This window comes from Hypnocyclicus thermotrophus, assembly GCF_004365575.1.
GTDB lineage: Bacteria > Fusobacteriota > Fusobacteriia > Fusobacteriales > Fusobacteriaceae > Hypnocyclicus > Hypnocyclicus thermotrophus.
This window is the reverse complement of sequence record NZ_SOBG01000001.1, coordinates 354,785-379,367: the sequence shown is the minus strand read 5'-3', so window position 1 is coordinate 379,367 and position 24,583 is coordinate 354,785. Positions and strand designations below refer to the sequence as shown.

The window sequence follows — 24,583 nt, the reverse complement described above, 5'->3', positions numbered from 1 at the left end:
TTGTATTAAGTAAAAGTAAAAAAAACCTTGTAATTACTGGATTTTTTTACTTTTAAAATGTTAAAGAATAATAATTTAAACTACTTCTTTAGTATAAAATATGATATAATTAAAATAAAGAAAAAATTTAGTATAAATAATTTTATTAATATAAGGAGAAAAATGAAAAAGCAAGTTATAATGCATTATGATATGGATGCATTTTATGCTTCAATTGAAATAAGAGATAATGCAAAATTAAAAGGGAAGCCTGTAATTGTAGGAACTCGTGTAATAACAACTTGTAATTATGAAGCTAGGAAGTATGGGTTGCATTCTGCAATGAGTGTAACTGAAGCACGGAAATTATGTCCAAATGGAATATATCTTAATGTAGATAAAAATAAATATATAAAAGTTGCATATCAAATTCAAAATTTAATTAAAAAATTAACCGATAATATAGAATTTATTGCATTTGATGAAGGTTATATTGATATAACAAATATTATAAATAAATATCCTAGTTATGAGTATTTTATAAAAAAGTTTAAAAAAAGAATTTATATACATACAAAACTTACTTGCTCAGTAGGGATAGGATATAATAAGTTAACTGCTAAATTGGCAAGTGAAGTAAATAAACCAGGAGGATTTTTTATTATAAAAAATAATAAAGAATATTATGAATATTTTAAAGAAAAAGATATAAAAATTTTACCAGGAATAGGAGAAAAAACACAAAAATTTTTAAGACAGAATAATATAAATAGAATAAGAGAAATCAAAGAAAAAAATTATTATTTTTTAAAAGAAATTTTAGGAAGTAGTAAGGCTCAATTACTTTATGATTATAGTAGAGGAATAGACTATCGAAAAATTAAAACTGAAAGAAAATATAAATCTATAGGGAATGAAATCACTTTTAAATTTAATACAGATAATAAAATTATTATTTTTAATACACTTGATGATATTTTTAATAAAATTTATAAAAGACTGATAAATAAAAAATATTATGCAAAGACACTTGTGTTAAAAATAAGATTTGAAGATAGACACATAATTACTCGTTCTAAAACTTTAAAAGATTTTAGTGAGAATAAAATAGAATTTATTAAATTATTAGAAGAATTTAAAAAGGAATTTGATTATAAAAATAAGATAAGATTAATAGGATTAACATTTTCAAATATAATTACTCATAAAAATGAACAATTAACTTTAATTAAAAAAAAATTAGATTAAAATTAATTAAAAATAAAAAACTCTCATTTTTTTCAAATTAAAAGTGAGAGTTTTTTATTTAATTAAACAAATTTTCATGCTTAGTATTTATTTTTATTTTATTCATATCGATATTATAAAAATTTGATAAATTAGTAAGATAAATATCATGATGAATATGTTCTGTAACTATATCAATAAGTAATCTATTTTTTGTAAAACTACCTATCAACTCTTTATTTCTTCCTTTTTCTCCAATGCAGGCTTCTTTCATATCAATAACAATCATCATACGCTTATAATCATCACGACATTTTCCAGTAAATTTTTTACTAAAAACCTCTATTCCTAAATGTGAATAATCAATATCTTCAAAAGTAAATAGAATAATTCTTATTTTTTTCTTTTTTAGTTCTAAAAATTCTTTTTCAAATAAATTTAAATCAAAATTTGTATTTATATATATTTCTTCTTTTGCATTTTTAATCATTTCACGTATTTTTTCAAAAAATATTTCTTCACCATTAATATTTATGTATTGATTATTTTCATCATTAATAGAAATTTTTTTAAATTCATCATTTAATAATTCTATACCTTCCATATACTCTTTTTTTAGTTTTTTAAGAAGTTTACTAGATTCGAGTGCGATATATTTATTACTATCATTTTCAGCAAGCAAAAATACACAACCTTTTTTTAAAAGCTTATCTAATGCTGAGTACACTGAAGTTCGAGGTAAATTAAGAATTTTAGCTATTTGAGAACCATTTGAATTTGGATTTTTAATAAGTTCATAATAAACTTTTGATTCTATTTCTGTAAATCCAAATTTTGACAAAGTATTTATAATTATATTAACCACCTCCAAAAAATTATCTATGGTTTTGTTTTTTTAATGAGTAATAAAGATATATTAAAACGAGAAATCCAATAGTAGACCATAGGAAATAAAATTTATATGCTGCAAAAATATTTATCTTATCTATTATTATACCAGATAAAAATATACATAGCATTGAACCTATTCCTAAGCTAAGCGAGAAATATATGGTAATAGCAGTAGCAGTTTGAGATTGTTTTGTATGCAATTTAATATATTGTGCAGCTCCTGCTAAAAAAGTTCCAATTGATATTCCTTGTAGAAAAAACAATATTAATATTATTTTTGTGCTAGGAATAAAACTGTATATTCCCCATCTAAGCATAAAAGATATTCCAGAAAATATTAATAATTTGTTTACACCAAATTTTTTTATTATAAAATCACTATTTTTTAAAAAAGGTGCTTCACTTAAAGCGAAAAGTAAAAATGCAAATCCAATACCAGAAGTAGTACCACCTAAGTTTTTATAAAGTAATCCAAAATATGTATTATTAGCATTTATAGTACCACCTATAAAAAAAGCCATAATTAAAAATAATATATAATTTTTATTCTTAAATAAATCTTTTAATAAAACTAAGTTAATAGTTTCCTCATGAATACTTTTTATATCAATTTGTTTTAAAAATATAAGAGCAGTAAAACAAGCAAAGGCAGTGATATAAAAAATAATATTATTTGAAAGATATTGTGCTAATATTGATGATATAAAAGCAGCAGTAGCAAATCCAACAGAACCCCATTGCCTTATTTTTCCAAATTCATGTGTTGAATGAAGTACAGCAGCATCATTTAATGGGAAAATTCCACAAGTGAAAAATTGATATAAGGCATATAAAACAGCAATAATTATAAAACTTTTAGTAAAAGGAATAGAACTAATAGTCAATGCAGAAAAAGTCAATAAAAATATAAGAATTTTTTTATTGCATTAGTTTTATCTGCTATAAATCCCCAAAATGGTTGAAATAATATAGAAATAAAAGTACCAATAGAAAAAATTGAACCTATTTCTATACCAGATAACCCAATAGATTGTAGATATTGTGAAAATAAAGGCAATGTAGCACCCATTGAAAAGTATAAAAAGAATGTAAGAAAACTATAGTATTTCATAAATTTTTCCTCTCTCAATATATTTATATTATATATCTTGTCACCTAGGTATAATACTTTATAAATTTTATTTTATAAAGTATTATAAAAAGTTGTTATATTAATACAACTATTATACTTTGTAAAACAATTTTTTTCAATACAAAAAATAAAAAATATGATATAATTTAGTAAAAAATAGTGAGGCTGATCATGAATTACAAAAAAATAGAAGATAACTTATGGGAAATATTTTTGCTTAGTATAATTTTTAGGTTTTTAATAATTTTACCAATTAATTTTATAATGATTATTTTACCAAATTTAATAAAATTACCCGAAATCACAATGACTGAAAAAGAAATATGGATAACACTTTTATTTATTTCACCTATATTTGAAGAACTTTTATTTAGAAAATTTTTATTTGGATTAATAGCAAAATATAATTTTTGGTGGGCGATTTTTATTTCGACTTTTATATATTCTTTATTTGGAGTAGATTTTATAAGTTTATCATTATTAAATGTTTTTTTTATCTTTATTTATTACACTACTAAAAATATATGGTATGCAATATATTCACATTTTGTTTTTAATGCATTTGCAAGAATAATAATATTTTATAAAATAGATATTTTTATTGAGAAATATTTAGAAATTAAATCAATAAAAATTATTCTTATTATTTTAATATTGAGTTTAATTTATCCATTTTATAAAATAGCAATAAAATTTTATTTAAGAAATAGAAAGGACAATTATGAATAAAATTACTTTAATAGCGACAACAACTATGGGACTTGAAGCTATAGTAAAAAAAGAATTATTAAACTTAGGATATACTGATTTTAAAGTATTTGATGGACAAATTGAAATAAATTGTAGAATAAAGGATATACCAATATTAAATATATCTCTTCGCTGTGCAGATAGAATATATTTAAAAATGGGTGAATTTAAAGCTACAACATTTGAAGAACTTTTTCAAAATACTAAGAGACTTTCTTGGGGAGAAATATTACCAGTTGATGCAAACTTTCCTATATCATGGATAAGTTCTGTAAAATCAAAACTTTTTAGTAAAAGAGATTCTCAATCAATAATAAAAAAAGCTATTGTTGAAAAATTAAAAGAAAAATACAAAGTAAGTAGATTTGAAGAGGATGGAGCAAGTTATAAAATAAAAGTACAAATAAAAAAAGATATTGTAAAAATAATGATTGATACATCTGGAGATCCTCTTCATAAAAGAGGTTATAGAGCAAAACACAATGAAGCACCAATAAAAGAAACTTTAGCAGCAGCGTTAGTTTATTTAGCTAATGCAATGAAAAAAGATATAATTATAGATCCTACTTGTGGGACAGGAACTTTACTTATAGAAGCTGCAATGATAGCTAAAAATATTATGCCTGGTGTAAATAGAAATTTTGTCTCTGAAAAATGGAATATAATTGATGAAAATATTTGGATTGATGTTAGAGATAAAGCTTTTTCAAATGAAAGAACAACTAATAAAAAGTTTATTGGCTATGATATAGATAAAAGTATAGTTGATTTAGCAATAGAAAATGCAGAAAATGCTTATGTTGATGATATAATTATTTTTAAAAACAAAGATTTAAGAAACTTAAAAAATAGAGAAAATTATACAAATGGCGTTATAATTTCTAATCCACCATATGGTGTAAGACTAGAAGATGAAGATTACGTAATTAATTTGTATAAAGAGATGGGACTAATATATAAAAAATATTATAAAGATTTTGAGTTTTATTTAATTACTTCAAATGAAGATTTTGAAAGATATTTTGGGAAAAAATCTGATAAAAATAGAAAACTATATAATGGTGGGATAAAGTGTTATTATTATCAGTATTTTAATAGAAAACAAAAAAATAATTGAAAGATAATGAATTATAAAGAATAAAAAAATTAATAATAAAAACAACATAAAAGTTTGAAATAATTGATTTATAGAGTATAATATAATTATAAAATACAAGGAGTAAATTTATGGATTTTTATAAAAAATTAATAATAAAAATATTAGAATCCTCGTCTTTAGCAGAGAACAGTAAAATTTTAAAAAAATTAAAATTAGGGTATGATCTTTCTCAAGCAGAAAGAAGAGAATTAGAAGAGTTGATTGACAATATAATATAAGTACATAAATTATCTTACAGCAGCTTTATTAAAATGAATTTTAAGCTGCTTTTTTTATAGACTTTTTAAGAGCAATATGTTATTATTTAAAGAGACTTTTATGATAAAAAATATGGAAAAAATAAAAATAATAGTTCGAATTTAGTATTGGAATACAAAAAAAGAATTATTTGGGAAGGTGTGATATTATGAAGAAGAAAATAGTGGGATTGATATTCATTTTTATGACTGCATTTACTTTTGCTGAAAATATTATAGTAAAAGATTGGACTGCTTTTTCAATTGAAGGGATTGTAAATTTAACAGGTTCATCTAGAATTGAAGGAATGACAGGAAGCAATGCAAATAGCTTAATACAGGGAGAAAAACCTATACTTTTAGAAGGTACTTCTTGGATTGGAGATACAAAATTAAACTATCGCTCTATTTATATAGGAAATACAGCAATAGCAGACGATATAATTAATTTCCCAGATTGGTATAAAACAGGAAGTATAGAACAACAAGAATTTTATAATAATGTAAAAAATAATACGATATCTAAGTTAAACAAACAATATAGCTTTGATATACCAGATTGGTTAGATTTTAAAACACCAGTAGTAGATGGTTTATATTCTCAAGAAGATATATATGAAGATTATAATAATGATGTGACAATTAATTCAGAAGATAGTGGATATTACAAGAATATTACTGTTAAAGATAAAATGATTATTAATGTTGGAAATAATGATTTATATATAAAAGTTGACAAATTAGATATCAGTGGAGATGTTATAATAAATAGAAACGGTACAGGGAGATTATTTTTTATAGTAACGACTACATTTGATTTGAAGTCAAATGGTAAAATTATAGATAGTAAAAATGATAATAGCTATATTTATTACTATTATTTAGGAACTGCACCCCTTAATCTAGCTAATGCGATAGAAATACAAGGTTTTTTGTATGTAGAACAAGCTGATATAAATATATCAGGTAGTGCAAAAATAGATTTTAACGAATTAATAACAAAAGGAAATGAGTTAACAATTAATGGAAACGCCGTAACAACTGGTAAAATTTATGCAAATAATACTAATATAAATATAACTGGAAGTGCTAGTCTTGAATATGGAATAGTGACATCAGGTCAAAATGTAACTATAAACGGAGGGGTATCTCCAATAAATTATATATATGCTCCAAATGCAGATGTAAATTTAACTGGAAGTGCAAGGATAGAAGGAAGTGTTATTTCAAAAAATTTATATTTAACAGGTAATTCATATATAAAAGGAAAAGGAGATATTGAAATAACAGGACCAATAATACCAGAACTTATTATTGCTGAACCTAGAGATGCTGATAGAGATCAGACTATAGTTTTTCATGCTTCTAAATATATCGATAAAGATTTTACAGATTTATCGTATTTAGAAGATGATAATAGTTCAACTATTCAAGCAATAAGAACGATAAATTCTTTAGATGTAGAGAACTTAAGCTATAACTTAGTTAACGATTATATTGAATATAATTCAAAATGGTATTTTAAGGGTAGTAGTGCAGGAAGTGATATATTTATAAATAAAGATGTAATGGAAGGTATAGATAATGTTACAAATGTGTCTAAATTAACATTAAAAGATTCATTAAAAAATAAACTTATAGATATTTATTACCCATTAAAGCTAAATAATATTAAATTAAATCAAAATAGTGATTTAGTAAATATAACTTGGAAGAAAATAGAAGCAAATAAATATGCTAAATATTTTAATAATCAAAAAATCATGTTTAGACTTTATAGAAATAATCAAACTAAATATAAATACGATGTTTATAATAAAACATATAATAAAAATTTATTATCACAAGAAAATTATCAAGATTTTATAGATAATAAAATAGATTATGTAGATATCGAATTTAATTATTATGTATATAATAAAAAAGCTGAATATGGGAATATGACATTTATATATTCACCAGAAAATTTTGTAATTCAAGGATTACCTATAAATGAAGAATTTGTAATTGAAATATATACAGAATATAGTGATGAAAATGGAGATTATGATATATATAATTTAGAAACAACAGCTGTTTTTACCTCAGGAAAACCAGCAATAGATGAAGGAAGTAATGCAACAGCAAATAATATTTATATGATAAATAGTATAGATAAATCTTCATATCCAGTAATAAATGTAGACTTTTTTACAAAAGCACCTAAACAACTTTCATTAACTACAGATAATATTTTATCTAATGAAAATGGAGAAATAGGTTATATAAAAGAAATAAGAGAAACAGAAGAGAAATTAGGGAAAGTTTCAACTATAACTAAATCTAATAAAATGGGACTTAAATATCCTCTTGATGTTATAATTATGGCTGATGGGTCTGCATCAATGAGTCAAGAATTAGCAGCTGTAAAAGATAGTTTAAGCGATATAGTAGCCTTGCTTGAGTCAAATGGATTTGATGTAAAATTTAATATTATTTCATTTGAAGCACCTCAAGATGCTTGGCTTTTAAATGGTTCAAATAGTGATACTAATAGAATAAAATTTGTACCTGAAACAAATGATGGAAAAGATGATTTTAAAGTTAAATCAACAATAGGATATGGAAATGGTGTACTAGAAGGAGCTATTAGATATGATCAATTTGATTATAAAGATAGTAGTTGGAATACCTATCGTTCATCACATATAGTAGATGTACCATCACCAGCAAAGAAAAGAAATTATGGTGAAGTATATTTTAGAGAATATTATCGTAATTTTGTACAAGAAAAAGCTGATCCAAATAATATATATAAAATTTTAAAAAGAAAAATTTTTAGAAAAACATCAGGAAGAATGGTTAGAAATGGAGAATATTATCTAACTGTATATAAAGGAAATGATGAAGGAACTGGAGATGGATGGTTTGATGATCTTTCAATAGTACAACAAGCAATAAAACAAGTAGGCGCTAATGGTGTAAGAGGAAGTAGTATTTATTGGGATGGAGTAACAGGTATTCAAGGTAATGGAGCTTGGGCGTTGCATTATGCAATAAAACGTTTTGAAGATTATGGAAGAGGTCTTGATAAATACGGTAATATAACTTCAAATAAAAATGATATAATATTAAAATCTAAGAAATGGATTATTATGCCAACAGATGAAGGTTTAGACGCAGGACCGCGAATTAATAAATTAGGTTATACATATAATGATGTAATAGAAAAATTATCTGAAAAAATGAAAAATAATAATATTTATTTTTCATTAATAGCTAATAATAGAAGCTCCTCATCTGTAAGACCATATACTGATTTTAGAAATCAACCAGGATTAGATATTTCTTGGCATTATATTACTAGTAACACTACATTGTTAAAATCATATTTAGTAGAAGATGCAAAAAAATTAGGGATAATTCAAAGATGGGATTTAAAATATACAACACCTTTTAATGATGATATCTATGAAGAAGGGAAAAATAGAAAAGTATATTTTGATTTAAATTTAACACTTGATACCGGAAGTGATGCAGTATTAACAAAACAACTTGAAGATGTAACAGAAAATAGTAATAGAATTTATATAGAACCAGTACTAAAAACTCTTGAAATACATATTACAACACCTAATGAAGATGCAACAAATAGAATATTTAAAGTAGAAAATAATTTAATAAAAATTAATGGTTGGGCAAAAGATAAGTACACAGATTTAAGTAGAATTTGGATAGCAATAAAAAATTCAAAAGGAGATATAGTATATGTAGATAAAAATAGTTATAATAATATACAAAATGGTACTATTGATACGCAATATCCATTTACATTTAATATACCTGAATCAAATTTAAATAAAGGTGAAATATATAATGTATACGCATATGTAGAAAATAAAAATGGATTAAGAGAACAAAAAATATTAGAAAATATATACTTTATGCCTGAATTAAAAAGTACTACTATTACAAATAATACGAATAAAGAACTTTTTGAAAAGTTAAAAGTATTTAGTACTAATGATATAATAAAATATACTTCAGTAACAAGTTCTAATAGTAATATAACAGATAATTTTTATATGAATAATGGAAATGTAGCAGAACTAAAAATAACTTTAGATGCTGATAGTATTATAACTATAAATGAAAAACCTTTTGGATTAACATTAAGTGGACTAGATAAAATTACTTTTGTTAAATCAAAAAATAATAATAATGGAACAGTAGATTTAATCTATAATATAGAAATAACAGATGATATAGAAGAAGAAACATATATTAGTGGAAAAATATATAATAATGAAATAGTGAAAATAAAAGTAATAAAAAATAAAAGTGATACTGCAAAATACGGAGAAATTTCAAAATATAAAAAAGGAACAACGCCTTTAGAGCCTATAGAAGGTGAATATTACTTAAATGATGCCGGAAGTATTGATATAATAGGGGGTGATATAGATACTATAGGTTATATAGCTTTATATAATTATGATCAAACAGAATCAGATTTGATAGAAACTAAAACAAATATTTTATCTAGTAAAGATATAGATTTAACTAATAATATCTATTGGAATGCAACAAACTCTAATGAACTCAGTATAAGTACAGATAAAATAAAAGAGAGTAATTCTTTAGATGGAAAATATCAGATTAAAAAAATAGTAACAATAAGTAAAACTGGGAAAATAGCTAATAAGGTAGTAACTGCTGTTAATTTTAAAAATAAATTATTAGAAGAATATAATAATAACACAGAAGGAGTATTAAATAGTGTATACTATATGGATACAATAGCACCAGTTATAACTGATTTTACTATTGAAAAAATAACTAATACAGATTTTACAGATTTTAAAGTAGGAGATAAATTTAATATAAATCTTACTGTAAAAGATAATAAATTATCTTTTAATAAAGAAAATTATATATTATTAACTAATCCTGATTTAGAAACATCACTTGAATACGAACAAAATAAAATAGATTTTAAAGATAATATAAGTGAAATTACAGAAAATAATAAAGTTATTGAGCAATTTAAGCTTATTCAAGAAAAAGAATTAATAAAAGAACTTATTGGAAGACAGGAGATAGAGTTTGATATAGAAGTAATAGATAAAGCAGGAAACTCAGCAAAATCTTCAGAGAGCAATTTAACTCAAACTATTACATATAATAATGAAATTATAGAAAACATTGATATAACTCTTACATCTGATATGGAAAATTCAGCAGATTCTACTAATTTTATAGAACAAATAATGGATGAAGAGTTTAAAATAATAAAAAATAAAATATATTTTACTATAAATGGTAAAAATAGTAATGGTGACAATGTAGATTTATCAAAAGCAATAATAACAATAAACAATAAAAATTATACTATTACAAATTTTATTAATAAAGACATTACAGTAGATAATGGTATGAATAATATTTCAAAAATAACTCTTTATTCTACTTCTGGATATGAAAAAACATTTATAACATCAGATAGTATAACTGTAGATTCAAAAGCTTCAACATTAGGAAATTTAAAAATATTAAAAGATAATAAATTTGATAGTAATCCTATAAATAATTTTAAAATATATATTGATTATAAATCAGGAACGAATTATACACTAATATTAGATGCTAGTAATATGAAAGATTATACAAAATTATGGAAAATAATAATAAAAGAGGTAAGAATAAAAGGTGTAAAAGTAACAGATCTTAAATATACAGATGAAGGTGTTGAAAAAATTCTAGGTGAAAATACAACATTTGAATATACAGTTGATATAAATAATTACGAAACATATAAAACTAAGATAAAAAATAATGAGTTACTTGATGGGGAAGTAAAAGTAATAGCATTAAATATAAGTAATCATAAAGATGTAGCTGGAGGTAGAATTACATTTAAATTAGATATATTAGATAATTTATCTAATAGCCTTGGAAGTGGATTCCAAATAGAAGGATTTGTACCAAAAGCTGATTTTGAAATTATAGGTAAAAGTGAAGAAAGCTCTAGAAGCAGAACTAGTAAAGTAAAAATAGTAGGAGATTCTCAAAATGATTTTGAAGTACAATCAGTAGATGAATAATACTTGAAATTATATTTTATCTATGATAAAATATGTTATACTTAAATAATAAGGTGATTTTATGCTGAGAAAATTAAGGAAAACTAAAAATAAATTTAAACAAAAAAAATTAAAGAAAAAAATAAATAGAATATATTTTTTAAAAGACTCTCTTTTTTAAGGGGAGTCTTTTTCATTTTTTTAGATTTAATAAAAATAATAATAAAGGAGTGATTTTATGTTGAAGAAGAAACATCTTTATATTCCATTGGGAATATTAATTTTTATGACATTGGGAACAATTTATTCATGGAGTGTGTTTAGGAAACCATTACAAATTGCATTAAATCTAAATGCAACAGAGTCAGGATTACCATATACTATATTTTTAATGTGTTATGCGCTTACTATGCCTATTGCTGGAAGTTTTTTAGATAAAATAGGGCCTAGACTTACAATAATATTTGGGGGAATATTAGTAGGAATAGCTTGGTTTTTATCTAGTTATGCAACAAATATAGGTTTTCTTATATTCACATACGGAGTACTAGGTGGAATAGGGGTAGGTATTGTATATGGAGCTCCAATGAGTGTAGCAGCTAAATGGTTTCCAAATAATAAGGGACTTGCAGTGGGAGCTACTCTTGCTGGATTTGGGTTATCTCCATTTATTACAGCACCACTTGCATCAAATTTAATTGAAAAATTTGGGATTTTTTCAACTTTTAAAATTTTAGGTATAGTTTTTATAGTAATAAATGTAATTTTAGCTTTACCATTTGAATACCCAAAAGAAAACACCTATAATTTAATAAAAGAAAATAAAAAATCAAAAAATTATACTTTAAAAGAAATGTTAAATACAAAAGAATTTTATATCTTATTTATTACTTATACAATCGGAACTTTTGTAGGCTTAATGATAATAGGAATAAGTAGTCCATTTGCTCAAAATTTACTAAATATATCGCCAAAACAAGCAGCTATATATGTATCTTTCTTTGCTATTTTTAACGGAATTGGTAGACCTTTATTTGGAATATTAGTAGATAAATTTGGAGTAAAAATAAGTATAAATGTTTCATATTTTATATTACTAATTTCTTCTATAATTGTTATCTTAACAGGAGAACATAGTATAATTGCCTATATTATAAGTTTTTCTATGTTTTGGTTAAATCTTGGTGGGTGGCTATCTATTGCTCCAGCAGCTACAAGTAAAATATTTGGAAGTAAAAATTATTCACAAAACTATGGAGTAATGTTTTTAGCTTATGGAATAGGAGCTCTATTAGCTGGAATAATTTCAGGAATTATAAAAGATACATTCGGTTCATATATATATGTATTTTATCCAGTAATTCTTTTATTAATAATAGGTATAATATTAGTAAATTTAAATTTAAAAGAAAAAGAAATATTAAAAAAAATATCTTTATAAATAAAAAAAATCAAGGAGATTAGTAAAATTTAAATAATCACCTTGATTTTATATATTTTTTTTGGTAACATTTATAAGTTAGAATAAATATTTGAAAGGAGAAAAAATGAATTTAAAAAAATCATACATTGATGCATTTAATTTATTAAAGAAGTTTATAGAAAATGAAAATAATTTTAAAATAACTGAAGAAATTTCAAAAGAAATAACAAAAGCTTTTAAAAATGGTAATAAAGTAATGATATGTGGAAATGGTGGAAGTAATTGTGATGCAATGCATTTTGCAGAAGAGTTTACAGGAAGGTTTAGAAAAAATAGAAAAGCTCTTCCAGCAATAAGTATTTCGGATTCTTCTCACATTACTTGTGTAGGAAATGACTATGGATTTGATTATATATTTTCTAAAGGCGTAGAAGCATATGGAAAAAATGGTGATATATTAATTGGCCTTTCTACAAGTGGAAATTCTACTAATGTAATAAAGGCATTTGAGAAAGCTAAAGAGCTAAATATAAAAACAATTGGTTTATTGGGAAAAAATGGTGGGAAATTAAAAGGAAATTGCGATTATGAATTTATAATTCCTGGAATTACATCTGATAGAATTCAAGAAATTCATATGATGATACTTCATATAATAATAGAAGGTGTAGAAAGAATAATGTTTCCTGAATTATATTAAAAAAAGAGAAGTTTATTTAATTAGACTTCTCTTTTTTTGTATTGATATTATTAAAAAATTATTTTAATTTTTTAAAATTGATTTTGCAATTTCATCAGATTTTTCTTTATTAATCAATAATTCTATTAATTTTAACCCAAAATCAATAGATGTCCCCACTCCTCTCGAAGTAATGATATTATCAGCTACTACAACTTTTTCATTTGGAAGATAATTAGCATTTAATAAATATTTTTCAAACCCAGGATAACATGTAGCATTTTTTTCTTCTAAAAATCCCATTTTACCAAGTATCATAGGAGCAGCACAAATAGCTGCAATGTATTTATTATCAAGATCAAAATCAATTATAACTCTTTTTAAATCATCACTATTTTCTAAATTAGTAGTTCCCGGCATACCTCCAGGTAATATTATCATATCTATTTCATCATAATTTACTTCATTTAATAACTTATCTACTGTTATTTTTATTCCCTGACTACTCTCAATAATCTTATCTTGAGTAATAGAAACCGTTATTATATCTATTTCTGCTCTTCTTAATAAATCAACTTGTGTTAAAGCTTCTATCGTTTCAAAACCATTTGCTAAATGAATAGCTACTTTCTTTTTCATTTTAAACCTCCTATTGAAATGATTTTATAATTTCAAATATACCCGTTGCTAACATTTTTACACCTGTTGCAATAATAAATATTTGCATTACACGTGAAAGAATATATAAAACTAATTTACCAAATATTTTTTCTATAAAATGAGAATAAGTAAGTAATACTTTTATTATAATAAAAGCTATAATTGTAGCAAGTATTACATAAAGGCTACCGGATTCTTTTTTTATAATAAGAATAGTCGTCATAGTACCAGGCCCTACTAATATAGGAAATGCCATAGGAATAATACCTTGCTGTAAAATTTCTTCTTCACTTTCAAGAATATTTTTACTTGAGTTATTTTGTTTTTTTTCTTTAGGTGTAAGCAAACTTTTAATAGCTACTATAATAAGTATAAGTCCCCCCGCAACTTTTATTTGCATCATTTCCACTTTAAAAAAATATTTAAGTAAAATATCTCCTATTAATCCAAAAAGAATAACAATAGAAAAACCAGTATAAACTATTAAATCAAATAATTTATTCCTCATTTTTTTAGATAAACTTTCTGTCATACTTACAAATAATGGTACGTTTCCAAACGGATTCATTACAGCTAGTAGAGTAGTAGCTATTATAAATATTTTTGTTATCATTAATTTTTTTTCTCCTTTGTGTAATCTATAGTATATTCTAACTTACCGCTTTTATTATAAAAATAATGTGTATTAATTTTTTTATTTTCCTTATAGAATTCAATAGATTGAATATTACCATTTTTATAATAACTAGTTATTTTACCATCAAACCTTCTATTTTTATAAGAACCTTCTAATTGAAGAATTCCGTCTTCATAATAATATCTAAAAGGTCCGTTTGCTTGACCATTTTTATAAGTTATTTCATATTTTTTATTTTTATTTGGATAAAAATATGTTTCAATACCATTTTTTAAATTATTTTTATAATTAATGATTTCTCTGATATTACCATTTTCATAAAATTCGATAATTTCTCCATTTAACATAGAGTTTTTATAGTTATATTCAGCTTTTAATGAATTTTGAGGATTATCATAGTATACTTTTGATATTCCTTCTAATTTATTATTAATTAAATAATTTTTTCGTTTAATTTTATTTTGTTCATAATTATAATAGATAGTTTCTTCGGCTATTTCTTTTGAATAGTCTATAATAGAGATAATATTCCCATTTATATCATAAACAATTTTTTTCCCTATAGGTAAATCATTTTGATACATAACTTCACTCTTTTTTATTAAATTAGGAAAATCAAAACTTTTTGGATAATATTCAATAGATATTCCATTTTTTTTATTATTTTTATAGTATTCAGATAAAATAATATCTCCATTTTCATTGTATTTATTTACTTCACCATTTTTTAATCCATTTTTATACTCACCTTCTTCTTTAACACTACCAGTCATATAAAATTTACGATATTTACCATTTAATACATTATTTTTATAATTATAAATGCTTTTAGGAATAACATTAGAATAATACTCTATTACTTCACCATTTAGTTGATTTTCAAAATAAGTTTCTTTTTTACATAAAGAACCATTTTCATTATATAATAGGGTAACACCATTTTTTAATCCATTTTTATATTCTATTATTTCTTTTATATTTCCATTTTTATAATAATTGATTTCTTTTTTTAATATATTATTTTTATATTCTAACACAGATTTTCTATTTTTTTTACTTACATCATAATATTCTGTTTTTATTATTTTATTATTTTTTATTTTAAAAGGTTTTAAATTTGTGCAACTCACTAAGAATACTATAAAAAAAACAATTAATATTTTAATAATAACTCCTCCTTAAATTAAGATTAAAATTGTGATATAGATATCATAATAAATATTCTGTCTAATTCTAACATAAACTATAATATATTTCAAAAAAAATTTAACAAAAAAGTTATTTTTTTTGACATAAAATCTGAATATATGTTATAATTTTATAATAAAAAAAACTAAAAATTTCAAAAAAATTTCAAAAAAATTTTGAAAAGAGGGATGACATTGGGGTGTCTAAATTTTTTTGAAGTTGAAAAAATATTAAAAAATAATCATATATTAATTTTTTTTGAGGGGAATTTTACTCAAAAAAAATTATATGAATTAGTTGAGTCTTTAAAAAATAAATTAAATTTAAATTATGAACATTGTTATTTAGAAAATAATTATTCTATTTTAAAAAAAGTATGTTCTATATTTATTGAAATGGCTCAAAATATTCAACTTCATTCACTTAAACAAAATAATTTAAAAAATGGAATTATTATTGCTATTGAAAAAGAAAAAAATTATAAAATTTATTCAGGTAATAATGTTTCTTCTGAAATTGGTAGAGAACTTATAGAAAAATGTAATTATTTAAATTCATTAAATTCTACTGAAATAAAAAAATTATATAAAAAAAAATTAAAAGAGCCCAGACTAAATAAAAATAGTGCAGGATTAGGTTTAATCTATATGAGGAAAAATTCATTAAATTCTCTAAAAGCCGAAATAAAAAAAATTGATAAAAACACGTCATTTTTCACTTTAGAAGTTACAATAGATAAGGAGGGAATTTAATTAGGGATGGAAAATTTATACATTGAAGGGACACAAGATAATTTTGATATAAAATGTAATAAAAATACCGGTAAGATAATTTTAAAAGGGAATTCTTATCCAGAAAATGTTGTTTATTTTTTTGATGAGATATTTAAATGGATAGAAGCATATATAGAAGAAGTTAAAAACAAAATTACTTTAGAACTATATATTGATTATCTAAACACAAGCTCTTCTAAATGTATGCTTGATATTTTTGATTTATTAGAATCTTATTATTTAGATGGTGGAAAAGTACTTATTAAATGGTTCTATAAAAAAAATGATAGAAATATATTAGAAACAGGTGAAGAATTTAAAGAAGATTTAGAAATTCCCTTTGAAATAATTGAAATTTAATTTTTAAAGGGAGGAATATGAAATTTTATTTAGAGAATAAAATACTAAAAAAAGCTGAAGAAAAGATACTTTATTTTAAAAAAAATAATGAAATAAACAAAGAAGAAGTAATTTCTGAATATTTCAAATTAAAAAAAAATTATGAAAAAATGTTAAGAAAATTTGAAAAACTAATAAAAATAAATGATATACAACAGCAAAAGTTACTTACTTTAACGGATAAGTTTAAAAGTATTTCTCATAAAGATGATTTAACAAATATCTATAATAGAAGAAAGTTAAAAAATATATTAGTAGAAAATTATAATAAATTTATAAATGATAACACTAGTATTTTTTCTATTACTCTAATTGATATAGATTTTTTTAAAAATGTTAATGATACTTTCGGACATGATATTGGAGATCAAATAATAAAAGAAATTAGTACTTTTATTTTAGAAAATAAACAAAAAGAAGATTATTTTGGAAGATGGGGCGGAGAAGAGTTTTTAATTATTTCTCCTCAAAAAAATTGTTATGATGTAAAATTATATTATGAAAAATTAAGAAAAATTATTTCTGAGAAAGTTTTTTCTGATAAAAACATTCAAAAAACTTGTAGTTTTGGAATTACAACTATTAAAATTAATGATACCTTGGATACTTTACTAAAAAGATCTGATGTAGCACTCTATATTGCAAAAGAAAATGGGAGAAATAGAATAGAGATTTTATAAAAATAGGCTATATTTTAATATATTCAAAATATAGCCTATTTTTTAAATAATATACTTTTATTAAAAATATTGAATTTCAATATTTTTAATAAAAAATTTTAACTTTATAATAGTATCCTTATTTTTATAATAAAAACCTATCCCTTTTTCTTGTTTATTTTTTATTTCATTTAATTTAGAATTGTTAATTAATATATTTTTTACAGATTTATTTTTTAGAACAATATATAAGTTCTTATTTTTCGGTATATAATTAATATTTTTTATATTAAAACTAATTTTATTTTTTTGTTTTTTTATCTCTATATTAGTAAAAACTCCTTTTAAATAATTCTTTGATATTCCGTCATCTAAGTACAAAATATGATTTGTATCTTCATCACCATATATATTTATATAAAGAGGCGAATTATTTTCATTTTCATCAATATATTGTACTATATCTTGCATTGGAATAATAGCATTCTCTTTAATAAAAATAGGAATTATATCTAATGGAGCATTAATTAAATAAGTTTTCCCTCCTTGATAAACTTCATTTGTATAAAAATTTATCCAGTTATTCCCTTTTGGAAAATATACTTCTCTTTTAAAAGTATTTTCTTTTATAACAGGTGTTATAAGTAAAGAATCACCAAATAAAAATTCATCTTCTATTGTATATAACTTTTCATCATTGGTATATTCTAAAAATAAAGCTCTCATTAATGGGATACCATTTTTAGATGATTCATAAATATAGTCATAAATATATGGTATTAATTTATACCTTAAATTAATATACTTTTTTATAATTTTAGTCGTCTCTTCATTAAAGGCCCACGGTTCTTGAGGATTTGTATTATCTGCGGTATGATTTCTAAAATAAGGATAAAATATTCCTAATTGCATCCAACGAATAAATAATTCTTTTGATGGTGAAGTAATAAAACCACCGACATCAGCACCTGAAATAGGAACTCCTGATAATCCTAAATTTAAAAGCATTGGAATACTTAAGGCTAAATGTTCAAAATTTGATCTATTATCTCCCGTCCAAACACCAGCATATTTTTGAATTCCTGCATAACCGCTTCTACTTAATATAAAATTTCGGTAATTTGGTCTATGACTATTCAATCCTTCTAGAGAAGCTCTTGCCATTTCCTGACCATACACATTATGAATTTTAGTATGAAAAGATTTTTTATTAAAATCTGTATGCAATGTATTTAAAGGAAGTGTATTAGATTTGCTATTTAAAATACTCGGTTCATTCATATCATTCCAAAATCCATCAATTCCTAAATTAATTAAAGGAATATATTGTTTTCCCCACCATTCTTTTACAGTTTTATTTGTAAAATCTGGAAATACCGCTAATCCCGGCCAAACTTTTTCTTTAATTAATTCTTCTTTATCATTTTTTAAAAAAACATTTAGTTCTTTTCCACTATCATAAACATTATACCCTGACTTCATTTTTATTCCTGGATCTATAATACTCACAACTTTAAATCCCATATTATGTAGTTCATCTATCATTTTTTTAAAATCTGGAAATTTATTATTATCAATTGTAAAAGATTTATATCTATCCATATAATCTATATCTAAATATATTGCATCAGCAGGAATATTTTTATCTCTAAAAGATTTTGCTAATTCTATTACTTTTTTTTGTGGATAATAACTATATCTAGATTGATGATATCCAAACAACCATTTTGGTGGCAAATTTATTCTACCAGTTAAATTAGTATAACTTTTAATAACCTCTTTTGGATTATTTCCACTAATAAAATAATAATTTAATTCTCCATCAAGAGCTCCAAAATAATATTTATCTTTTTCAGTATATCCAATATCAAAATATGTTTGATAAGTATTATCAAATAAAATTCCATTACAATACTCTTTATTAAATTCTATAAAAAATGGAATAGACATATAGAGTGGATCCGTATTTTTATCATAATCATAGCTATCATTATTCCACATTTTCATTTGAAAACCATTTTTTACTAAATCACCTGTTTTTTCTCCAAAACCATAATATTTACTATTATTTAATATAAGTTTTTTGTTATAAAATCTATTTCCATTCCATTTTATTTCTATATCTTTACTAATTAATTTTTCTCCTCTGTATATTTCTATATTAAAATTTTTTTTAGAAATTTTTAATGTAAGAGTATTTGTAGATAAATATATATAGTCCTTATCTTTTGAATAAATAAAATCTTTAAATTTATTATTATTAATAACTGCATAACTTTTTTCTGAAAATTTATTATTATTACTTATTTGAACATGAACAATATTATTATCTATAAAAGAAATTTTCGTTCTTATTTTTCCATAATGATATATAATTATAAAATCTTTCTTTGAAGATACATATCTTACATCCCCTACATTTTTCCAAACAGTTAAAAATTCTTTACTCTTTATTATTTTAAATTCTTCACTAAAAGTAATAATAGAATTTATTACTAATAAAAAAATTATAATTTTTAAAAACTTATATTTAATAAACAAAAAATCACTCCTTAACATTTTTAACACTTTCTCTTATAACAAGTGATACATCCATTTCTATATTTTTTTTAATATCATCATATTCAATAATTTTTATAAGTTCTTCAGCAGCACTTTGTCCTTTTTTATAGATATTTTGATCAATAGTAGTTAATTTTGGATATATATATTTACTAAGAGATATATTATCAAATCCTACGACTGAAAAATCATTAGGGATTTTTATTTCTAATTCTTGTAATCTATTGATCAGACCAATAGCAATAATATCAGAAGTTACAAAAGCTGCAGTAAACTGTTTCCCTATTAAATCTTTTATTTTATCAGCAATATAAACTCCAGAATCATAATGAAGATATTTCAATTCAAAACAATTACTTTCATAAAAATTTAGATTATACTCACTTAATGCCTCAATATATCCATTAAAACGATTTTTTTCAACTTTACTTAGATTAATTCCTGTATTTATAAATGCTATATCTTTATGACCATTTTCAATAAGATACTTTGTAGCTAAATATCCACCTTTTTTATCAGCAATATAAACTCTAGAAAAACCATTTGTAGCATCTCTTAGATCATCTACAATGACAGTCGGTATTTTTAATTGCTCAAGGTATTCATAAATATAATTACTTGTAAGTCCAAAACATATAACACCATCAATTGCTCTTTTTCTAATCCAATTTTTTATATTAAATTTATTTTCATTAACACCAGTAAAAATTATATCATATTTATTTTTTATTGTACTTAAATATCTATTTATTCCTGATAAAAATTCTTGTAAAAAGAAATTTTCTTGTAAAATATCAGTATCTTTATATATAGGCAAAATTACACCTATTAAATATGATTTTCCTTCAGATAAACTTTTAGCACCAATATTTATATTAAAATCAAGTTTTTCTATAGCTTTTAATACTTTAATTTTAGTTTCTTCAGTAAATTTATTTTCAATATTATTTATAACATTTGAAACTGTGGTTTTTGATACTCCAGCCAAATCTGCAACATCTGCAATTGTATACTTTTTCTTCATAAATATTTCTCCTTTTAGTTTACCATTTTACTTTTAAAGTATATTCTTTTATAAGTTATTTGTCAATATAAGTAAAGTTATTTTTATATATTTACCTAAAAAACAATATTGTTTTAATTCTGTTAAAAAAGTTTTAAAATCAAATTTTAGTTTTGATTTATGAAAAGATTTTTAAAAAAAGACAATAATTATTTGAAAAAAAACTAATAAAACTATATAATTAATAGTGGGGATATTCCAAGTTAAATTATGGGAGTGTTGAAATCATGAATGAACTATTTCATACAGAAACTATAAAAAACAATGAAAAAAATATAGGAAAAAAGAAATGGAAGATAATTATTGCTGATGATGAACCAGATATACATTCTGTAACTAAATTAGTTTTAAAAGATTTTAAATATGATAATAAAAAATTAGAATTAATTAACTGCTATAATGATAAAGAAACAAAACATGCATTAATTAATAATAAAGATACTGCTATTATATTATTAGATGTTGTAATGAATAAAAATAATTCTGGTTTAGAAATAGTTAAATTTATTAGAAATGAATTAAATAATAGAAGTATTAGAATAATATTAAGAACAGGACAACCTGGCTTAGCGCCAGAAAGAAATATTATATTAAATTATGATATAAATGATTATAAAGAAAAAACAGAATTAACAGCTCAAAAACTTATTACATCTATAATATCTTCCCTTAGAGCATATAAAGAAATCATAAATATTGAAAGAAATAAACTTGTATTAGAAAAAATTATTTCTATTGCTCCCAAATTATTTAAACTTGAACATAATTTAAAAAGTTTTTCAAAATTAATTGCTGATGAATTTAAAGATACTTTTGATATAGATAAAAGTTTTATTTTATGTGTAAAAAAGAAGAGTTTTAATATTATTCATAGTTTTTCTATAGAGAAAGAAGAAATTAAAAATATTTATAAAAATTTGTTTTTAAATAGTAATATAGAGTGTCTAAAGCGGCCTAAAGATAGTTTGATTAAAGAGAATATTTTTGTAGGTTGCCTAAAATATTTTAATAATAAAAAATTGTATGTATATTTTGAAAATACAGAGCCTTTAAGTGATATAGATAAAAATTTAATAAATATATTTTGGAAAAATATAGGAACTGCCGTTGAAAATATTATTTTAAATGAAGAGATTTTATCTACACAAAAAGATGTTATACTTACATTAGGAGAAGCCATTGAAAACAGATCAGAAAAAACAAATTTTCATGTAAAAAGAATTTCAGAATATGCGTATTTATTTGCTAAAAAATATGGTCTTGATGAACACAAATCTAAAATACTTAAATATGCTGCACCATTACATGATATAGGAAAAATTGGAATAACAGAAAAAATATTAAATAAACCTACAAAACTTAAATTTGAAGAATTTGAAGTAGCAAAACAACATGCACAAATAGGACATAATATTTTAAAAATTTCAAAACGAGCTTTATTACAAGCAAGTGCTATAATAGCATATGAACATCATGAAAAATGGGATGGAACTGGATATCCAAGAGGTTTAAAAGGTAAAGAAATAAATATTTTTTCTAGAATAATTAGTATTTGTGATGTATTTGATTCCATGTTACATCCTAAAATATATAGAAAAGAATATTCTTTAGAAAAGACTTTAGAATATATAAAATCTGAAAAAGGTAAACATTTCGAACCAAAATTAGTTGATATTTTATTAGAAAATATAGAAGAATTTATAAAAATTAAAAATAAAATTAAAAACTCTTGACGATTCAAGAGTTTTTTGTTATCTATCTTTTAATTTTACATATTTATTAATACTACTTACATTTTTATAAGCAGGTCTTATAATTTTTTTATCACTTAAAATTTGTTCGATTCTATGAGCACACCAACTTGCTATTCTAGCTGTTGCAAAAAGTGGCGTGTATAATTCTTGTGGTATATTAAGCATTGAATAAACAAACCCTGAATATAAATCCACATTAGCACAAATTAATTTATTTTTTTGTTCTAAAAAAATTTCTTTAGTTAATAATTCAATATTTTCGTATAATTCAAATTCTTTTACAGCATTTTTATCTATAGCCAATTCTCTAGCTTTTTCTTTTAATAACATTGCTCTAGGGTCAGAAATAGTATAAATAGCATGTCCCATTCCATAAATAAGACCTTGTTTATCAAAAACTTCTTTATTTAAAATTTGTTTAAGATATTTTTTTAATTCTTCTTTATTAGAATAATTTTTTACATTTTCTTTAATATTATCTATCATATTTCTTACTTTTATATTTGCACCACCATGCTTAGGTCCTTTTAATGATCCAACTGCTGTAGCAATAGCAGAGTAAGTGTCTGTACCACTAGATGATACAACGTGTGTAGCAAAAGCAGAGTTATTTCCTCCACCATGTTCTGCATGCATAACTAAAGATAAATCTAATACTTCAGCTTCAATTCTTGTAAATTTAGAATCAGCTCTACTCATATGAAGTATATTTTCAGCTGTACTATAATCCTCTCTAGCTGGATGGATAAATAAGCTTTTATTGTCATAATTATAAACTTTTGCTTGATATCCATAAGCTATTATAGTAGGGAATCTAGCAATAAGATATAAACTTTGTTTAACTATATTATTAATAGATATATCATCTGGATTATCATCTAATGAGTATAAAAATAAAATTGTTCTTTGTAAAAGGTTCATTACATCTTTACTTGGAAGTTTTAAAATAAAATTTTCATTAAATCCAGATGGAAGATTTCTCATACTTCCTAATAATTTATTAAAATCGTCTAATTCTTTTTTATTTGGAAGTTTTCCAAAAAGTAAAAGATAAATAGTTTCTTCAAATCCATATCGTTTATCTTCTTGGAAACCATTAACTATTTCATTTATTTCTATGCCTCTATAAAAAAGTTTTCCTTCACGAGGTATTTTTTTATCATCTTCAATAACATATCCATGAACTGATCCTACTTCTGTAAGTCCAACAAGAACTCCAGTTCCATTATTGTTTCTTAATCCTCTTTTTATATCATACAGATCATAATAAGTAGGATTAATTTTATTATTTTCTTTTGCATGTTCTATTAATTTATTTAATGTTTTAATATTTGATTCTGATATCATAGA

Annotated in this window: 20 protein-coding genes; 11 read left to right on the top strand and 9 right to left on the bottom strand. The window is 22.7% G+C overall.

Translation table 11 applies throughout. The features are described 5' to 3' along the window. The first annotated feature begins 162 nt into the window (after nucleotides 1–162). Nucleotides 163–1,227, top strand: coding sequence for a DNA polymerase IV (gene dinB / locus EV215_RS01735; RefSeq protein WP_166667314.1), 1,065 nt, complete (start codon nucleotides 163–165; stop codon nucleotides 1,225–1,227). A gap of 58 nt (nucleotides 1,228–1,285) precedes the next feature. Here dinB and EV215_RS01730 read toward each other — a convergent pair whose 3' ends face one another. From EV215_RS01730 to EV215_RS10755, 3 genes are read right to left on the bottom strand one after another with little or no spacing between them, the layout of a single operon-like run. After that, entirely contained in the window at nucleotides 1,286–2,047 is a 762-nt protein-coding gene (locus EV215_RS01730; protein WP_166667313.1) for a TrmB family transcriptional regulator, read from the bottom strand. Nucleotides 2,048–2,081: 34 nt separating this feature from the next. Further along, the gene (locus EV215_RS01725; protein ID WP_166667312.1) at nucleotides 2,082–2,996 is read right to left on the bottom strand and encodes an MFS transporter; all 915 of its coding nucleotides are present in this window, start codon (nucleotides 2,994–2,996) and stop codon (nucleotides 2,082–2,084) included. Then, nucleotides 2,993–3,226 carry an MFS transporter gene (locus EV215_RS10755; protein WP_306767433.1) on the bottom strand — a complete coding sequence of 78 codons (234 nt, stop codon included), beginning with the start codon at nucleotides 3,224–3,226 and terminating at the stop codon, nucleotides 2,993–2,995. Before EV215_RS10755 ends, EV215_RS01725 begins: the two co-directional genes overlap by 4 nt. 174 nt (nucleotides 3,227–3,400) lie before the next feature. Between EV215_RS10755 and EV215_RS01715 the strand changes: the two genes are divergently transcribed. The 6 genes from EV215_RS01715 to gmhA all read left to right on the top strand — a co-directional run bounded on the left by EV215_RS01715 (nucleotide 3,401) and on the right by gmhA (nucleotide 13,559). Beyond that, the gene (locus EV215_RS01715) at nucleotides 3,401–3,958 is read left to right on the top strand and encodes a CPBP family intramembrane glutamic endopeptidase (protein WP_134112255.1); all 558 of its coding nucleotides are present in this window, start codon (nucleotides 3,401–3,403) and stop codon (nucleotides 3,956–3,958) included. Nucleotide 3,959: 1 nt separating this feature from the next. After that, nucleotides 3,960–5,096 (top strand): THUMP domain-containing class I SAM-dependent RNA methyltransferase, encoded by a 1,137-nt coding sequence (locus tag EV215_RS01710; protein WP_208320319.1) that lies wholly within the window; start codon nucleotides 3,960–3,962, stop codon nucleotides 5,094–5,096. Between the two features lie 110 nt (nucleotides 5,097–5,206). Then, nucleotides 5,207–5,356, top strand: coding sequence for a hypothetical protein (locus EV215_RS10480; protein ID WP_166667311.1), 150 nt, complete (start codon nucleotides 5,207–5,209; stop codon nucleotides 5,354–5,356). Between the two features lie 188 nt (nucleotides 5,357–5,544). Continuing rightward, complete coding sequence (locus tag EV215_RS01705) at nucleotides 5,545–11,457, top strand: hypothetical protein (RefSeq protein WP_134112253.1); 5,913 nt, start codon at nucleotides 5,545–5,547, stop codon at nucleotides 11,455–11,457. A gap of 217 nt (nucleotides 11,458–11,674) precedes the next feature. After that, a complete protein-coding gene (locus tag EV215_RS01700) occupies nucleotides 11,675–12,877 on the top strand; it encodes an L-lactate MFS transporter (RefSeq protein WP_134112252.1) in 1,203 nt (400 codons plus the stop codon). 106 nt (nucleotides 12,878–12,983) lie between these two features. Continuing rightward, a complete protein-coding gene (gene gmhA / locus EV215_RS01695) occupies nucleotides 12,984–13,559 on the top strand; it encodes a D-sedoheptulose 7-phosphate isomerase (protein WP_134112251.1) in 576 nt (191 codons plus the stop codon). Nucleotides 13,560–13,622: 63 nt separating this feature from the next. Here the strand turns inward: gmhA and EV215_RS01690 are convergent, their stop codons facing one another. The 3 genes from EV215_RS01690 to EV215_RS01680 are packed head-to-tail and all read right to left on the bottom strand — an operon-like array spanning nucleotide 13,623 to nucleotide 15,965. After that, a complete protein-coding gene (locus tag EV215_RS01690; protein WP_134112250.1) occupies nucleotides 13,623–14,177 on the bottom strand; it encodes a DJ-1 family glyoxalase III in 555 nt (184 codons plus the stop codon). A 10-nt stretch (nucleotides 14,178–14,187) separates the two neighbouring features. Then, nucleotides 14,188–14,811, bottom strand: coding sequence for a MarC family protein (locus EV215_RS01685; protein ID WP_134112248.1), 624 nt, complete (start codon nucleotides 14,809–14,811; stop codon nucleotides 14,188–14,190). Next, the gene (locus EV215_RS01680; RefSeq protein WP_134112246.1) at nucleotides 14,811–15,965 is read right to left on the bottom strand and encodes a toxin-antitoxin system YwqK family antitoxin; all 1,155 of its coding nucleotides are present in this window, start codon (nucleotides 15,963–15,965) and stop codon (nucleotides 14,811–14,813) included. The genes EV215_RS01685 and EV215_RS01680 overlap by 1 nt, the downstream gene beginning before the upstream one ends. Before the next feature lie 252 nt (nucleotides 15,966–16,217). Here EV215_RS01680 and EV215_RS01675 point away from each other — a divergent pair, with 252 nt between their 5' ends. The 3 genes from EV215_RS01675 to EV215_RS01665 are packed head-to-tail and all read left to right on the top strand — an operon-like array spanning nucleotide 16,218 to nucleotide 17,875. Next, nucleotides 16,218–16,775: a SiaB family protein kinase gene (locus tag EV215_RS01675; RefSeq protein ID WP_134112244.1), complete on the top strand. Its 558-nt coding sequence runs from the start codon at nucleotides 16,218–16,220 to the stop codon at nucleotides 16,773–16,775. 6 nt (nucleotides 16,776–16,781) lie between these two features. Further along, nucleotides 16,782–17,156, top strand: a complete 375-nt coding sequence (locus EV215_RS01670) for a DUF1987 domain-containing protein (RefSeq protein WP_134112242.1) — start codon at nucleotides 16,782–16,784, stop codon at nucleotides 17,154–17,156. A gap of 17 nt (nucleotides 17,157–17,173) precedes the next feature. After that, a complete protein-coding gene (locus EV215_RS01665; RefSeq protein ID WP_134112240.1) occupies nucleotides 17,174–17,875 on the top strand; it encodes a GGDEF domain-containing protein in 702 nt (233 codons plus the stop codon). Nucleotides 17,876–17,935: 60 nt separating this feature from the next. Here the strand turns inward: EV215_RS01665 and EV215_RS01660 are convergent, their stop codons facing one another. Together EV215_RS01660 and EV215_RS01655 are read right to left on the bottom strand one after the other, a co-directional pair. Continuing rightward, on the bottom strand, nucleotides 17,936–20,395 hold the full coding sequence (locus EV215_RS01660) for a glycoside hydrolase family 31 protein (protein WP_166667310.1): 2,460 nt from the start codon (nucleotides 20,393–20,395) through the stop codon (nucleotides 17,936–17,938). Nucleotides 20,396–20,399: 4 nt separating this feature from the next. Further along, nucleotides 20,400–21,440 carry a LacI family DNA-binding transcriptional regulator gene (locus tag EV215_RS01655; protein WP_134112236.1) on the bottom strand — a complete coding sequence of 347 codons (1,041 nt, stop codon included), beginning with the start codon at nucleotides 21,438–21,440 and terminating at the stop codon, nucleotides 20,400–20,402. A gap of 266 nt (nucleotides 21,441–21,706) precedes the next feature. On the opposite strand from EV215_RS01655, the gene EV215_RS01650 reads away from it, so the two are divergent. After that, nucleotides 21,707–23,212, top strand: a complete 1,506-nt coding sequence (locus EV215_RS01650; RefSeq protein WP_134112234.1) for an HD domain-containing phosphohydrolase — start codon at nucleotides 21,707–21,709, stop codon at nucleotides 23,210–23,212. Nucleotides 23,213–23,230: 18 nt separating this feature from the next. On the opposite strand, the gene EV215_RS01645 is transcribed toward EV215_RS01650, so the two are convergent. After that, nucleotides 23,231–24,580: a citrate/2-methylcitrate synthase gene (locus EV215_RS01645; RefSeq protein WP_134112232.1), complete on the bottom strand. Its 1,350-nt coding sequence runs from the start codon at nucleotides 24,578–24,580 to the stop codon at nucleotides 23,231–23,233. Nucleotides 24,581–24,583: the final 3 nt, after the last annotated feature.